The sequence below is a fragment of the Pauljensenia sp. 20925_1_25 genome, from assembly GCF_041433955.1.
GTDB lineage: Bacteria > Actinomycetota > Actinomycetes > Actinomycetales > Actinomycetaceae > Pauljensenia.
On sequence record NZ_JAPWCL010000006.1, the window covers coordinates 71,180 to 84,949 of the forward strand.

At 65.4% G+C, this 13,770-nt stretch carries 11 protein-coding genes and 2 pseudogenes; 3 read left to right on the forward strand and 10 right to left on the reverse strand.

The window, feature by feature from the left end:
- Positions 1–63 precede the first annotated feature (63 nt).
- Complete coding sequence (gene pknB / locus O3932_RS04300) at positions 64–2,037, forward strand: Stk1 family PASTA domain-containing Ser/Thr kinase (protein ID WP_371536473.1); 1,974 nt, start codon at positions 64–66, stop codon at positions 2,035–2,037.
- A 131-nt stretch (positions 2,038–2,168) separates the two neighbouring features.
- Here pknB and O3932_RS04305 read toward each other — a convergent pair whose 3' ends face one another.
- From O3932_RS04305 to O3932_RS04315, 3 genes are all read right to left on the reverse strand, one after another.
- Positions 2,169–3,608, reverse strand: coding sequence for a class II 3-deoxy-7-phosphoheptulonate synthase (locus O3932_RS04305; protein ID WP_371536475.1), 1,440 nt, complete (start codon positions 3,606–3,608; stop codon positions 2,169–2,171).
- A gap of 10 nt (positions 3,609–3,618) precedes the next feature.
- Positions 3,619–4,836, reverse strand: coding sequence for a pyrophosphate--fructose-6-phosphate 1-phosphotransferase (locus O3932_RS04310; protein ID WP_009648598.1), 1,218 nt, complete (start codon positions 4,834–4,836; stop codon positions 3,619–3,621).
- 201 nt (positions 4,837–5,037) lie between these two features.
- Complete coding sequence (locus O3932_RS04315; protein WP_009648614.1) at positions 5,038–5,853, reverse strand: 1-acyl-sn-glycerol-3-phosphate acyltransferase; 816 nt, start codon at positions 5,851–5,853, stop codon at positions 5,038–5,040.
- A gap of 196 nt (positions 5,854–6,049) precedes the next feature.
- Here O3932_RS04315 and O3932_RS04320 point away from each other — a divergent pair, with 196 nt between their 5' ends.
- On the forward strand, positions 6,050–7,645 hold the full coding sequence (locus O3932_RS04320) for an exonuclease domain-containing protein (protein WP_371536478.1): 1,596 nt from the start codon (positions 6,050–6,052) through the stop codon (positions 7,643–7,645).
- A 14-nt stretch (positions 7,646–7,659) separates the two neighbouring features.
- Here the strand turns inward: O3932_RS04320 and trpD are convergent, their stop codons facing one another.
- From trpD to O3932_RS04355, 7 genes and pseudogenes are all read right to left on the reverse strand, one after another.
- Complete coding sequence (trpD, locus tag O3932_RS04325; protein WP_371536481.1) at positions 7,660–8,715, reverse strand: anthranilate phosphoribosyltransferase; 1,056 nt, start codon at positions 8,713–8,715, stop codon at positions 7,660–7,662.
- Positions 8,712–9,107, reverse strand: coding sequence for a response regulator transcription factor (locus tag O3932_RS04330; RefSeq protein WP_009648606.1), 396 nt, complete (start codon positions 9,105–9,107; stop codon positions 8,712–8,714). Before O3932_RS04330 ends, trpD begins: the two co-directional genes overlap by 4 nt.
- 300 nt (positions 9,108–9,407) lie before the next feature.
- Positions 9,408–9,515, reverse strand: a pseudogene (locus O3932_RS04335) (hypothetical protein); the annotation flags it as partial.
- Between the two features lie 164 nt (positions 9,516–9,679).
- Positions 9,680–10,240: pseudogene (locus O3932_RS04340) on the reverse strand (FKBP-type peptidyl-prolyl cis-trans isomerase); the annotation flags it as partial.
- Positions 10,241–10,260: 20 nt separating this feature from the next.
- Positions 10,261–10,614, reverse strand: a complete 354-nt coding sequence (erpA, locus tag O3932_RS04345) for an iron-sulfur cluster insertion protein ErpA (RefSeq protein ID WP_009648609.1) — start codon at positions 10,612–10,614, stop codon at positions 10,261–10,263.
- A gap of 85 nt (positions 10,615–10,699) precedes the next feature.
- Entirely contained in the window at positions 10,700–11,662 is a 963-nt protein-coding gene (locus tag O3932_RS04350; RefSeq protein ID WP_371536483.1) for a glycerate kinase, read from the reverse strand.
- Positions 11,659–13,032: a M20/M25/M40 family metallo-hydrolase gene (locus O3932_RS04355; RefSeq protein WP_371536485.1), complete on the reverse strand. Its 1,374-nt coding sequence runs from the start codon at positions 13,030–13,032 to the stop codon at positions 11,659–11,661. Before O3932_RS04355 ends, O3932_RS04350 begins: the two co-directional genes overlap by 4 nt.
- Positions 13,033–13,090: 58 nt before the next feature.
- On the opposite strand from O3932_RS04355, the gene O3932_RS04360 reads away from it, so the two are divergent.
- Positions 13,091–13,711, forward strand: coding sequence for a DUF3043 domain-containing protein (locus tag O3932_RS04360; protein WP_371536488.1), 621 nt, complete (start codon positions 13,091–13,093; stop codon positions 13,709–13,711).
- Positions 13,712–13,770: the final 59 nt, after the last annotated feature.

Consider the following 13,770-nt stretch of genomic DNA (forward strand, 5'->3'; position numbering starts at 1 on the left):
GCTGCGCCGCACCGGTATCTACACTTCCAATGATTTGCCGAAAACTCCCATAGAATCAACAAAGTGAGCGACGAGAAGACATACGACCAAACCGACCCACTGATCGGCCGCCTGATTGATCAGCGATACCGGGTCACGCGCAGACTGGCGCGCGGCGGCATGGCGACCGTATACGTCGCCCAGGACGAACGCCTGGAGCGACCCGTGGCCCTAAAGGTCATGCACCCCCACCTCGCTGAATCCGATGCCTTCGTCGAGCGCTTCCACCGAGAGGCGCGCGCCGCCGCCCGCATTGTCCACCCGGGCGTCGTCTCCGTCTTCGACCAGGGAGTCGTCTCGGGCCAGGGCTTCCTCGTCATGGAGCTCATCGATGGGACCAACCTGCGCGCACTCCTGAATGCCCAGGGCGCGTTCACGATTCCGCAGGCACTGCGCTACACGACCGACATCCTCGAGGCTCTGCGCGCAGCCCACCGCATGGGTGTCATTCACCGCGACATCAAGCCCGAGAACATTCTTGTTCCCACCGATGGTCCCGCGAAGGTCGCCGACTTCGGCCTGGCTCGCGCGGTCTCGGAGGGGTCGACGTCCGCCACGGGCAACATGCTGGGAACAGTCGCCTACATTGCGCCCGAGATCGCTCTGACCACCGAAGCTAACGCACGCTCCGACCTGTACTCCGTCGGCATCATGCTCTACGAGATGCTCACCGGTGCCGTGCCGTGGGCTGACGAATCACCCCTACAGATCGCCTCTCACCACGTCTCGGACGACGTTCCGAGTCCCTCGGCCACCCTTCCGTGGATTCCCCGCGAGATCGACGACCTCGTCGCCGCGCTCACCGCGCGTAACCCCGCGAACCGATGCGCCGACGCGTCCGACGCCCTCGACCTGGTGGCGCGGGCCGCAGCGTCCATCCCCTCCGACATCGCCAACCGCCGCGCCGAGGTAGCACACGAGGACAGCCAAAGCGGTTCCGAGACAACCGCCTTGAACACGGAGGTCATGCCCACCCAGCTCACGCAAGCGATGCCCGCGCCCGCCGTCACCACCGCGACTGCTCTCCCCACCGCGACCGCCGTCACCACCGTGCACGCCTCCACCCCGACCGAGACCCCTTCCGCGGGCGAACTTCCTGCGAAGATGTCCACGCGAGCGATACTCCTGGCTGTCATCGCCTTTCTGCTCATCGTCGCCGCCAGCTTCGGCGGGAGCTGGTGGTGGACCGAGTATGGTCCCGGTTCTTACCTGACGATGCCCACCACAACGGGACGGGACCTGGCAGACGTGCAGGCAGACCTGGGTGCCATCGGACTGGCTTCTTCCGTTGAAGAGGAGTTCTCTGACGACGTCCAATCCGGCATTGTCACCCACTCCGACCCGGACGGCGGCAGCTCCGTGCATAAGAGCACGAACGTCCAGCTGTACGTCTCCAAGGGCATCGACATGAAGGACGTTCCAAACGTCGTCGGAAAGGGACAGGACGAGGCCTCGCGTACCCTGGCAGACGCCGGATTGGCCTTGGGCGCTGTCACAGATGCCTACTCCGAAGAAGTTCCCCCAGGTCAGGTCATCTCCCAGTCCGTCGCAGCGGGCACCTCCCTGGCCCACGACTCCACGGTCGACGTCGTCCTCTCCAAGGGCCGCGAACCCCGGACCGTGCCCACGCTGACCGGCAAGGGTGCTTCCGCCGCCAAGAGTTCGATCGAGGCCCTCGGCCTCGTTGCCTCACCCACCGAGGCCTACTCCGACACAGTCCCCGAGGGACAGGTGATCTCCCAGCAGACCCGCGAGGGTTCCACCGTGTACCGTGGCGACTCCGTCTCCTACACCGTATCCAAGGGACCCGAGATGGTCACCGTTCCCGACGTCGTCGGCCTTCAGCGTCAGGAAGCACACGACAAGCTCGAAGGAGCCGGATTCACCGTCCAGGAAGACCTGATCCTCGGAGGCTTCTTCAACACCGTGCGCTCGTCCGACCCCGCCGGCGGCAGCAAAGTCAAGAAGGGGTCGACCGTGACGATCTCCGTCGTGTGACGCCACGGCGCGGCGACTATCCGCCGCTCGCCGATCTCACCGCACGCGGGGGTGCCTCGAGCACAGAAAGATCCCCGGCCTCGTCCACATGAATGAATGAACGAGGCCGGGGATCCTCTCTCCGCGATAGCTCACTCCTCGTGGGAGGAACCCTTCGCCAGATACTGAGCGACCTGGAATGCCATCTCCAAGCTCTGCTGATGATTCAAACGAGGATCGACAAGCGTCTCGTAACGATCACGCAGCGACTCGTCGTCGATATGCTCGGAGCCGCCAATCACCTCGGTGACGTCGTCACCGGTGAGCTCGACATGCAGGCCGCCCGGCACAGTGCCCGCTGCCTCGTGCGCCTCGAAGAAGCCACGGACCTCGTCCATGACCGTCTCAAAACGACGCGTCTTATATCCGGTCGACGACGTGATCGTGTTGCCGTGCATCGGATCCGTCATCCACGTGATCGGTCGGCCATCCTCGCGCGCCGCCTCAAGCAGCGGAGGCAGCACCTCACGGATGCGTCGCGCACCCATGCGCGTGATGAAGGACAGGCGTCCCTCCTCGCCATCCGGGTTGAGGCGGTCGATGAGCGAGAGCATCTGATCGCGTGTCGTGGACGGACCAAGCTTGACCCCAATCGGGTTACGCACGCGCGACAGCAGCTCGATATGAGCTCCCTCCTCCTCGCGCGTCCGCTCCCCCACCCACAGGAAGTGGGCAGACGTGTTGTAGGGCTCGCCCGTACGCGAATCAATGCGCGTCATCGCCGACTCATACTCCAGGAGCAGAGCCTCATGCGAGGAATACAGGTCCACGTCGCGCAGCGTCTCAAAATCAACGCCCGCTGCTCCCATGAACTTGATCGCGCGGTGAATGTCGGCGGCCAGCGACTCGTAGCGCGCATACGCCGGATTCGACATGAAGCCCTGATTCCAACGGTGTACCTGCCGCAGATCCGCATAGCCGCCCTTCGTGAAGGCGCGGATCAGGTTCAGCGTCGAGGCCGCATGGTTATACAGGGACAGGAGGCGCTGCGGGTCGGGCTCGCGCGCCTCGGGAGTGAACTCGAACGAGTTGACCGCGTCGCCGCGATAGCTCGGCAGCGTCACGCCGTCGCGCGTCTCCAGGTCGGAGGAACGAGGCTTGGCGTACTGCCCCGCGATACGACCGACCTTGATGACCGGCAGCGACGCGCCGTACGTCAGGACGACAGCCATCTGCAGCAGCGTCTGGATCTTCAAACGCACGTGATCGGCGGTCGCCTCCGCAAAGGTTTCGGCACAGTCTCCGCCCATCAGCACAAAGGCCTCGCCGCGGGACGCCGCACCCATCCACGTGCGCAGGTCATCGACCTCGCCCGCAAACACGAGGGGCGGCTGACGGCGCAGCTGAGCCGTCACCTCGGACACGGACTCGGCATCCGCGTACGAGGGCTGTTGGGCCGCGTCCAGGCCGCGCCACGTATCCCAGGGAGCGCGCTCCCCGGACTCGGGCGACCACAGACGCTCGGGGACGCGGCGGGTGCGAGGCTTACGCACAGGCTCCCCGCCGCGTCCGGGAGTGATGGAAGGAATCACGCGAAGCGACTCACTCGCCAGCCGGCTCGACGCTCTGGCCGATCTCGGCCATCATCTCGAGGAACCACGGAGCCGAGATGTCGAAAGGCTTGCCACCCGCGATGCGCGGGAACGGGATAGCCTTCAGACGATCGTTGTCCTCTTCGTCGTGACCGATGACGCCGGACTCGCCCTTGAACGCGCACTCGACGGCCAGGTCGGTCATCGACTTGATCAGGCGAAGGTCGTCGGCGTTGGCGCGCGAGGAACGCGAGAAGTAGCCGGACTTCTGAACCATGACCTTCTCAGCGTCGATCTTCTCGGCGAACTGCTTGGCGAACCACTGGCCGGGGTTGATCGTGTCGAGCTTGACGTGGCCGAAGGGGTCGCGCTGGACCTCGCCACCGGCAGCCTCGATCTCCGCGATGATCTCGGGGACGCCAGCGCCCTCAGACAGGAAGATGTTGACGTTGCCCTGCTCGTCCATGATCGCCTTGAGGCGCTTGGCCTCGGCGTCCAGATCGATCTTCATCTCGGGCACGAAGATGGCGTGGATGTCCCAACGTTCCTTCGACAGGCCGATCGAGGGCACCCACTCCTGGGTCTTGAGCCACTCGTGGTAGCGGTGCGAACCCGCAGCGGTCAGCCACCCGCAGTGGCGGCCCATGATCTCGTGGATGATGAGCATGCGGGGGTTGGAGCGATGCTCGCCGATAACGTTCTGGGAGTACTCCGACACCTCTTCGGCGGCGGTCCAAGCGCCGAGGGACTGACGGATCGGCACCACGTCGTTGTCGATGGTCTTGGGCAGGCCCACGACGGTCAGGTGGTAGTCGTGCTCCTCCAGGTAGGCAGCAAGGTCGGCGGCCGTCGTATTGGTGTCGTCGCCACCGATGGTGTGCAGGACATCAACGCCGTCGGTGCGCAGCTGCTCGGCAGCCTTCTGCAGCGGATCCTCATCCTCGGCGACGAGGCCGCGCTCGACCAGGTTCTTCTTGTTCGTCAGCTTGACGCGGGAGTTACCAATCGGGGAGCCGCCGTAGCGGTGGAGGACGGCTGCGTGCTTACGAGCCTCCTCGTCCACCAGCACGTAGTTGCCGGTGAGCAGGCCGTGGTAGCCATTCTGGTAAGCGATGATCTCGACGGAGGGATCAATTTCGTTGTAGCGCTCGATGAGTCCACCGACAGCGGAGGACAGGCACGGGGCGAAGCCACCTGCGGTCAGCAGGGCAACACGACGGACCGACATGAATGTCACCTTTCTCAGGTTGGTTAGGTACGGCCCCGCGCAGATAGGCGAGCCGCGACACCCGGGCTGCCCGATGGGGCTGCCTAGTGCATGGACCCGCGCGTGAGCAGGGCACAGTCCATTCTACCCGGCCCGTGTCACGTTTCGCCAAGGACGCCCGTCCCACGGAACGATGCCGAAGCATCGTCCCGCAAGAGGCGATTACTTGGAGGAATCCTCCTTGTTCTCTTCCTCCGACGTTTCTTCTTCGGGAGCGGTCGGCACGGGCACGTCGGGAGCCGTGCGTCCGCCCGGGGCGGTGCGGCCGTTGGAGGGAACCGGCCCCTCGAACGCGCCCTCGGCTGCCAGCTGGGCCTTGACATCCGCGGCGTACAGGTCGACGTACTCCTGACCGGACAGCAGCATCAGGTTGTACATGATCTCATCGGTGATGGCGCGCAGCACGTAGCGGTCCTTGTGCAGACCCTTGTAGCGCGAGAAATCGAGGGGCTCACCGATGACCATTCCAATGTTGGTGCGCGAGGGGATCTTCTGGCCGATCGGCTGGGCAGCGTGCGTGCCGATCATGGCAACGGGGATGACGGGCGCGCCAGACAGGAGGGCCAGGCGGGCAACGCCGGTCTTACCACGGTAGAGGCGACCGTCGGGGCTACGCGTACCCTCGGGGTAGATACCGAAAAGCTCACCCGAGCGCAGGCGCTTGAGTCCGGCGTTGAGCGCAGCCTCGGAGGCGCGTCCGCCGGTGCGATCCACGGGGATGGTGCCGACCGCACGCATGAACTCCTTGGTCATCCAGCCCTTCACACCGGTGCCGGTGAAGTAGTCGGCCTTGCCCATGAAGACGACTTCGCGGTCAAGCATCATGGGTAAGAACACGGAGTCCCACACGGCATTGTGGTTGGAGGCCAGGATGGCGGGTCCCTCGGCGGGGACGTTTTCCTTGCCTCGAATCCACGGGTGATACGCAGCCTTCAGAACGGGACTGCCGGTCGCTTTGAGTGCCTGGTAGAACGCCACTGTGACTCCTCAATTGTCAGCGGGCGCGCGGGCGCGCGTTCGAATTAGTATCAACTCTATGACGAAAGAGACTCACGTGCGCAATTGTTCAGGAAGCATCGCGCCCGTAGGGTCGGACAAACGCTATGCTCGCGAGCTTGTTTCTGACACATTGTCTCGTAGTGCGAGACCGGAGGTTCAGCTGAGCCTCGACGCTGTGGGCACCCCGGCCTCGGACGGGCACTGGGTGGTCGTCGACCTGGAGACGACGGGTCTGGGCGTCGGAGCGGAGATCACAGAAATCGGCGCGGTGCGCGTGCGAGGCGGGCGCCTTGCCGACGAGTTCTGCTCACTCGCGCGTCCCTGCGCACCAATTCCCCCGTTCATTACCTCCCTGACGGGCATTACTCCCGCGATGGTCGCCGATGCGGATCCTATCGGACCGGTGTTGGAACGCTTTCTTGAGTGGTCGGGGCTGGAGGGTGAGGATGCGCCTGTGCTCGTCGCTCACAACGCGTCCTTCGACGTCGGGTTCCTGCGCCGAGCGGCGCGCGCGTCGGGGCGTCCCTGGCCGAAGGTCCGGGTTGTGGACACGCTCGGTTTGGCGCGCTTAGCACTGCCCCGTCCGCTCGTGCGTAACCACAAGCTCGGAACCATCGCCTCGTACTTTGGAACCGCGACAGTCCCGGAGCATCACGCGCTCGGGGATGCGCGCGCGACGGCCGAGGTATTGCTCGGCTTCGTAGACCTCCTGGCCTCGGCGGGCGTCACCGACGTGGAGGACCTGCTGGTCCTCAGCGATGCAGTTCCCTCCCGCCGCCCCGCCACGCCGTCCTTCGTCGCCGAGCTGCCGAGCGCTCCGGGTGTCTATCATTTCGTCGACGTCTCGGGGGATGCGCTCTACGTCGGGTCGGCCTCGTCCCTGCGCTCACGCGTGGGCAGCTACTACACGCGTGCGGAGAAGCGCCCAAAGGTCCAGCGCATGGTGTCTCTGGCGGCCGGGGTGCACTCGTTTCCCACTGCCTCCGTGCTGGAGGCGCGTGTGCGGGAGCTGCGCGACATCGCGGCGCTGGCACCGCCATACAACTCAGCGTCGCGCAGGCAAGCCAATCAGCACTGGGTCGTGCGCGAAGCAGATCGTGCCGTCGTGGTCCCCCGCGTCGGTCTCTCTGACCTACCCCGGGCACTCGGCCCCTTCGGCACGCGTGCACACGCCACGCGGGCAGCGAACGCGATTATGCGGGCGCTGTCCGAGAGCGAAGACGCGCAGGCCCCCTCCTTCATCGACGAGGCCGTGGCCGCTTCGTCGCTCGCCGTTCCCGAGGCCCTCACCGCGGTCATGACGCGTCTTGGCGCCCAGGGCCTCTTCGAGTCGGCAGCCCGCGCGCGCGACGAGCTCGGCGCCTACATGGCGGGCGTTGAACGCGCGACGATGCGCCCTATCCTCGCGGCACCGCGCATTGTGTGGGGCGCGCGCCGAGACGCGGGCGAACCCGGATGGGTCATGCATGTGGCGTCCTATGGGCGCTACATCAATTCGGTCGTGGTGCCGCCCCGAACCGATCCCACTGCATGGATCGAGGTCCTGACATCGACGCCTGTGCTCGAGGTCGATGGACTCGCAGCACAGGCAGCATCATGGTCGGAGAGCGCGCTCATCTGCGCCCAGCTGAGCGAGCCGGGCACGCGCCTCATCGCGTGGGAGTCCCCCCTGCCATGGGCGGCACCGATGCTCAGTCCCCTACGCGACGGGCGGCTGCGTGAACTCCTCGCTCACGCAACCGCCCATCCGCACGAACGCTCGCGCGTGTAGGCGCGAACAGGCTGTTAGGCGTTGGACGCCGCCACCCAGCGCTCAACCAGGCGTGCTCCGACACCGTCCGCGAGAGCAGCAAGGCCGCGATCAACCGCGACACGCATGCGCTCCTCGAAGTCGGCGGGACTGACCGGGTTGTCCAGGCCCTCCCAGGCCAGGATGCCCGCACCAACGTTGAGGGCGACGGCGTCGCGCACGGCGTCTGCTCCACCACCCGAGAGGACCTCGCGGGCCACGGCAGCATTCTCAACGGCTTCGCCACCGGCCAGGTCTTCGATGGTCGCCGACGCCATGCCGAGAGAGTCACGAGCGTCGAAAGCAACCTCGCTGACGTGACCACCGTTCACGATCCACACCTGGTTCGTATCAGTTATCGTCAGCTCGTCAAGTCCCGTGGTCGCGCCGCGGAAAACAAGGGCGGACAGCCCGCGCGACGCATAGACCCCCGCCATGAGGCGCGCGTTTTCTTCCTTGGCCGCACCGATTGCGCAGGCTTGCACCTTCGCGGGGTTCGTCAGCGGACCAAGCACGTTGAAGGCCGTCGGGAAGCCGAGCGCGCGGCGCACCGGGGCGGCAAAGTGCATCGACGGGTGCATCTTGTTAGCGAAAAGGAACGCGATGCCGACCTCATCAAAAATGGAGCGCAGCTGATCGACCTCGACGTCCAGGTTGACGCCCAGCGCCTCGATCACGTCGGCAGAACCGGACTTCGACGTGGACGCCCGGTTACCGTGCTTAACGAGGGGAATGCCCATCGCGGCCAGCACGATCGCGGACATGGTCGAAATGTTGACGGTCTTGTATCCGTCCCCGCCCGTGCCAACGATATCGAGGGCGCGGCTGGGCAGGTCCACGCGCTGCGCGTGATCCTGCATGCCATCAGCGAGGCCGTGGATCTCCTCGACCGTGGCTCCCTTGATCGCCATGGCAGTCAGGAAGGAGGCGAGGCGGGCTTCACCCAGCTCGCCACTCATCACCTGGTCCATGAGCCAGTAGGACTGGTCGTAGTCCAGCGCCTCACCGGCGATGAGAGAAGCGATGATCGGACCCCATTCGCGCCGACTCATCGGGCCGCCCCACGCAAGACCTCGGCGACAGTTTCCTGAAGGATGATCGGGTCAATCGGGTCGGAAACCGTGGCGGTGGCACCGGCCCAGGTGGCCAGCCACTCGTCCTGGGGGCGCGCCGTCAGGAAAATGATCGGGGGAACGCCGTCGCGGGTCTCCTGGAGATCCTGGGCGACGGACATGCCGCCCTCCTTCTTTGACTCGGCGTCGAGGACGAGCAACGCGAAATCCTGCTGGTCGAAGGCGTCGCGCACGCCGAAGCCGGTGGCGGCCTCCACCCATTCAATGCGGGGCGTGTCCTTAGACGCGCGCAGACCGATGCCGTTGATGACGGCGGCGCGCTTGTCCTTATCGTCGCTGAAAACCAGGATTCGAACGGTTTCGTCGCTCATGGAAACTCTCCTTGCATGTGTGGCGTAAATAGACGCGTTGGCCACATTCTAACGGGTTGCGGGCGGCTCCCCCACTGGGAGCCGCCCGCAACCGTTGACTGGAATCAAGTCGGAGTCAATTACTCCATCGAGGACACGCCGACGATATCGACGATCATGACGCTCGCCTGAGCCGAAGCGCCCGACTGCCCGCCTGCGCCAGGAATCGGGGTGACCAAGAGGAGACGGGAACCAACCGTGTACCCGGCCAGACCGGCATCGGTCACGGGAGCTTCTTCAACCGCCTGCGCCCAGGTCGACTCAGTCTGTCCCTGCGCTCCGAATCCACCAGCGACCGCCTTGTACAGGAACGTCTGGCCGTTCGCCAGCTCCTCGCCGCTTCCCTTGTAGACCGTGTAGATCTTGCGTTCGGTCGGGACGCTCTGAGACTCGTCGATCGCCAGAGTTGGTTCGACGCCAGCGTCACCGGACACAGTGATGCCGGCGGGCAGTTCCTCACCGGTCGCAGTCGCGCCGGTCAGGACAGATGCATCGGCGATCTTCTGAGTGCTCGCTGCCAGGATGTCAACCACGAACACCAGCGTGGAGTTCGCCGGGATCGAAGCGTTTGCCTGGGACCCGTAACCGAGCGAGGAAGGAATAACCAGCTCGACGCGATCACCGACGTGCGTGTGTGCCAGGCCGTAGCCCCATCCCTTGACGACCTTACTGAGGGGGAACTCGATCGGCTGGCCCTTCGTGTAGGAGGAATCGAAGACGGTGCCGTTCCACAACGCGCCAACGTAGTTGACCTTCACCGTCGCACCGGGGCACACGAGCGCGCCGTCACCCTGCTTGAGGGTCTTCACCAGGACCTTGTCGGTGGGTTCAGAACCCGTTCCCGCGGCAATGACGGGGGTGTCGTCGCCCGTGACACCGGGGAAAGACCCCTTTCCGGAGCGGTCAACGAACTTCTGCTGGTCCGCGGAATCGTCGGTCGCACACGCGGAGTAGTCGATCTCGCTTGCCGAGACGGTGGGAGACGCGGACGACGTCGTGTTGGACGAGGAGGTCAGGTCGGTGCAGGCGGAGAGGCCAAGTGCGAGGGCAACAGCGCCAGCGAGGGCGCCGAAGCGGCGCAGGGAGGACATCATGGGTGGGAGTCTCTTTCGGCTCAGTGGAAGGATTCGCCGCAGGCACAGGTGTTCTGGGCGTTCGGGTTGTCGATCGTGAAGCCCTGACGCTCGATGGTGTCAGCGAAGTCAATCGTGGCACCGCTCAGGTAGGGCACGCTCATGCGGTCGACGACGACCTCGACGCCGTCGAAGGAACGGATAGCGTCCCCGTCGAGCATGCGGTCATCGAAGTAGAGCTGGTAGATCAGGCCCGAGCAGCCACCGGGCTGCACGGCGATACGCAGGCGCAGGTCGTCGCGACCCTCCTGCTCGAGGAGGCTCTTCACCTTCGCGGCAGCGACGTCGGTGAGGGTGACCTCGTGGGTGGGAGCCTGAGTTGTGGACTCGGACATGGTGCTCCTTATCGTGCTGAATAGACGTATGCGTTTGACACAGTACTCCCCCGGCTGCGCCCCGCGCGAGAGGTGGGATGCGCGCTTAGCGTAACCACGTGCGCGCGATGCGTCTCCCGGCCTCGCGAAGGGTGACGCGCGCCTCCGTCTCGAAGACGCCGTGAAGTCCCCACTCGGCTCGCTCCACATGGGACAGGCTGGAACGGACGGTGCAGCCGACGACCGGAAGTGCGTGCGCTCCAGCAGCTTTCGTCAGTGAGTCGAGCGTGGACGTAGCTAGCAGCGGCGAGGCCAACTCCGGTTCTGCCACGATGAGCAGATCGGCGGACTCTAGCGCTTTATCGAGGATGAGGAGGTCATCGAGCAGCACTCCTGTGGGAACGATGCGCCCGCCGCTGGCAGCGATGATCGCGCCCACGCCGCCCCCCGCTCCGGATCCATAGCCGCGCGCAGGATGACCGATGGAACTCTCGATTAACTGGCGACGCCCCAGCGGCCGGTGCGCGAAGGCCTGCGTCAGCAACCCCGTGAGCGCTGTGTTCTGTTCCTCAATGGGGGTGAGGTCGGGGTCGACCGCGAGCACTGAGTCGAGGCCCAGCAGGGGCCGAGGCGTTGAGGCGGCGCACACGAGGTCGGTGCCGCTGGCCGCGACCAGTTCTTCGGCGCGCGTCAGGGCAGCGGGCAGCGCGTCGCCGCTCACCTCGGAGTCGGCCACGCCGAGCAGGCCCGCCAGGAAGCCGAGTCCGCAGTCAGGAGAGGCGTTGTGGCCGCCTTCGACGACGACCCTGGACTCCCCCAGCGCCGTCGCCACGCGCTCGCCAGCCTCACGGGTCGAGGCCACGTCGGTGGGGACGCGCACGAACGAGGCCTGGGAGCGCGAGGCGGCCACGGCCTCGTCGAAGGTGGGGCCAGCCCCGAACGGCAGGAGCACCGGCTCCGCGTCCGCGCAGCCGGCGAGAACGCCCTGGCCGATCTCCTCCAACGCGACGCCGGTCGGCAGGAGGGGACGCGCCCCATCCCACCGACCGGCTACGACAACTCGCCTCACAGGGAGGCCAGGCGGGTCAGCAGCAGCGCCTCGGCGAGGATCGCGGCCTTCAGATCCGGGATCGACTGCGACTCGTCCTCGGAGTGCGCGTTCGTCAGCGGATCCTCAACGCCCGTGACGACGACCTGCGCGCCCGGGAAGATACGCTGGAAGTCCGAAATGAACGGGATCGAACCGCCCACGCCAATGTTGACGGAGGGCACGCCCCACGCCTCGGTCAGGCACTCGTGCAGAGTCTTCGTGACCGGAGAGTCCATGTCAGCCTGGTAGCCGGCACCTGCGTCCTCGCACGTGACCTCGACGCGCGCGCCGAAGGGAACGTGGGAGAGCAGGAAGTCGGCCAGCTTGGCCTGCGCCTGCGCGGGATCCACGCCCGGCACCGTGCGCATCGACAGACGGAAGCGCGTATGCGGGGCAATCGTATTTGACGCGTTAGAGACGGGGCGGGCATCGAAACCGATGACGGAGATCGACGGCTTCGTCCACATGCGAGCCGCGATATCACCGGAACCGGCCAGCTGCAGGCCCTCAACCATTCCTGCTGCCTCGCGCAGTTCCGCCTCCGGCCAATCAACGTCCGCGTGATCCGAGCCACCCAGACCCGGCACCGCAACGTCGCCCTTGTCATCAAAGAGAGACGCAATCAGCATCGAGGAAATCGCAACCGAATCGAGCAGGGGGCCGCCAAAGGCACCCGAGTGAACCGCGTGATCCGCGACCGTGACGTCAACCGTCACGATAGCGTTACCGCGCAGCGTCGACGTGACGGCGGGTTCGCCCGGCTTCCAATTCGACGAGTCCGTCACGACGATGACGTCAGCGGCGAGCTCATCCTTGTGAGCATCCAGGAAGGCAGTGAAGGACGGAGAGCCGATCTCCTCCTCACCTTCAATGAAGACAACAACGTTGACAGGCAGGTCCGCGCCCAGGATGGACAGCGAACCCAAGTGGACGGTCACGCCAGCGCCGTCGTCAGAGGAGCCGCGCCCATAAATACGGTCGCCGCGTACCTCAGCCTTGTAGGGATCCATGCTCCAACGGCTCAGCTCACCCACCGGCTGCACGTCGTGGTGGGCGTACAGGAGGACGGTCGGTGCTCCCTCAATGTGGGGCGTGTGGGCGACAACGGCGGGCTTGCCCTCCGTGCCATCCTCGGCCGTCTCGCGCAGGACCTTCGCAGCCAGTCCCAGAGCCTCAAAACGCTCCCTCAGATGCTCGGCGCTGCGCTCCAGGTCAGCCGCGTGAGCCGGGTCCGACGACACCGACGGAATAGCGACCAGCTGTGTGAGCTCCTCCAGGAGAGACGGGAAAGCAGCCTCGAGGCGCTCCCTTAAAACGGACGTCGACAATTCATGTGAAGTTTCAGCCATACGCACAGGGTAGACCATGACAGTGCACGGCGGGGGGCCTATCGGCTAGCCTTGGAGCGTGTTTGGACGAAACAAAAACAACAGCGACGAGACCTCGACGACCGTTGAGCCTGTCTCAACCACGCCCGGCGGCAAAAAAGGTCGCCCCACGCCGAAGCGCAAGCAGGCCGAGGCCGCCCGCCTTCACCCCCTCGTACCCGCCGACCGCAAGGAAGCAAAGCGGGCAGCGAGGGCGGCGCGCAACGCCCGCTGGGAAGCCGAACAGCGCGCCCTGGTAACGGGCGATGAGAAGCATCTGCCCACGCGCGACAAGGGAAGCGCACGCCGCTTTGTGCGCGACTACGTCGATGCCCGCCACTCGTTCTCCGAGTGGGTTCTCCTCGTCATGATGGCCTCCATCATCCTCATCATGATCCTCTCACTCTTTGGCAACAAGATCCCCGAGCAGACGCAGGTCTACATCCTCTACGCCTCTACGATCCTCATGTACGGTGCCTTCATCGTCACCGGCGTCGAGGCCATGCTCGTGTGGCGTAAGATCAAGAACGCCTTCACGCAGGAACACCCCCGCGATGAGATCCCGCGCGGCACCGGCTACTACACCTTCTCGCGCATGATCATGCCGCGCCGCTGGCGCTCCCCGCGCCCCCAGGTAGCACGCGGAGAGTTCCCCAAGTAACCCCCACGGCATTCTTACTCACGGCCCCGCACCCATCCACAGGGTGTGGGGCCGCGGCT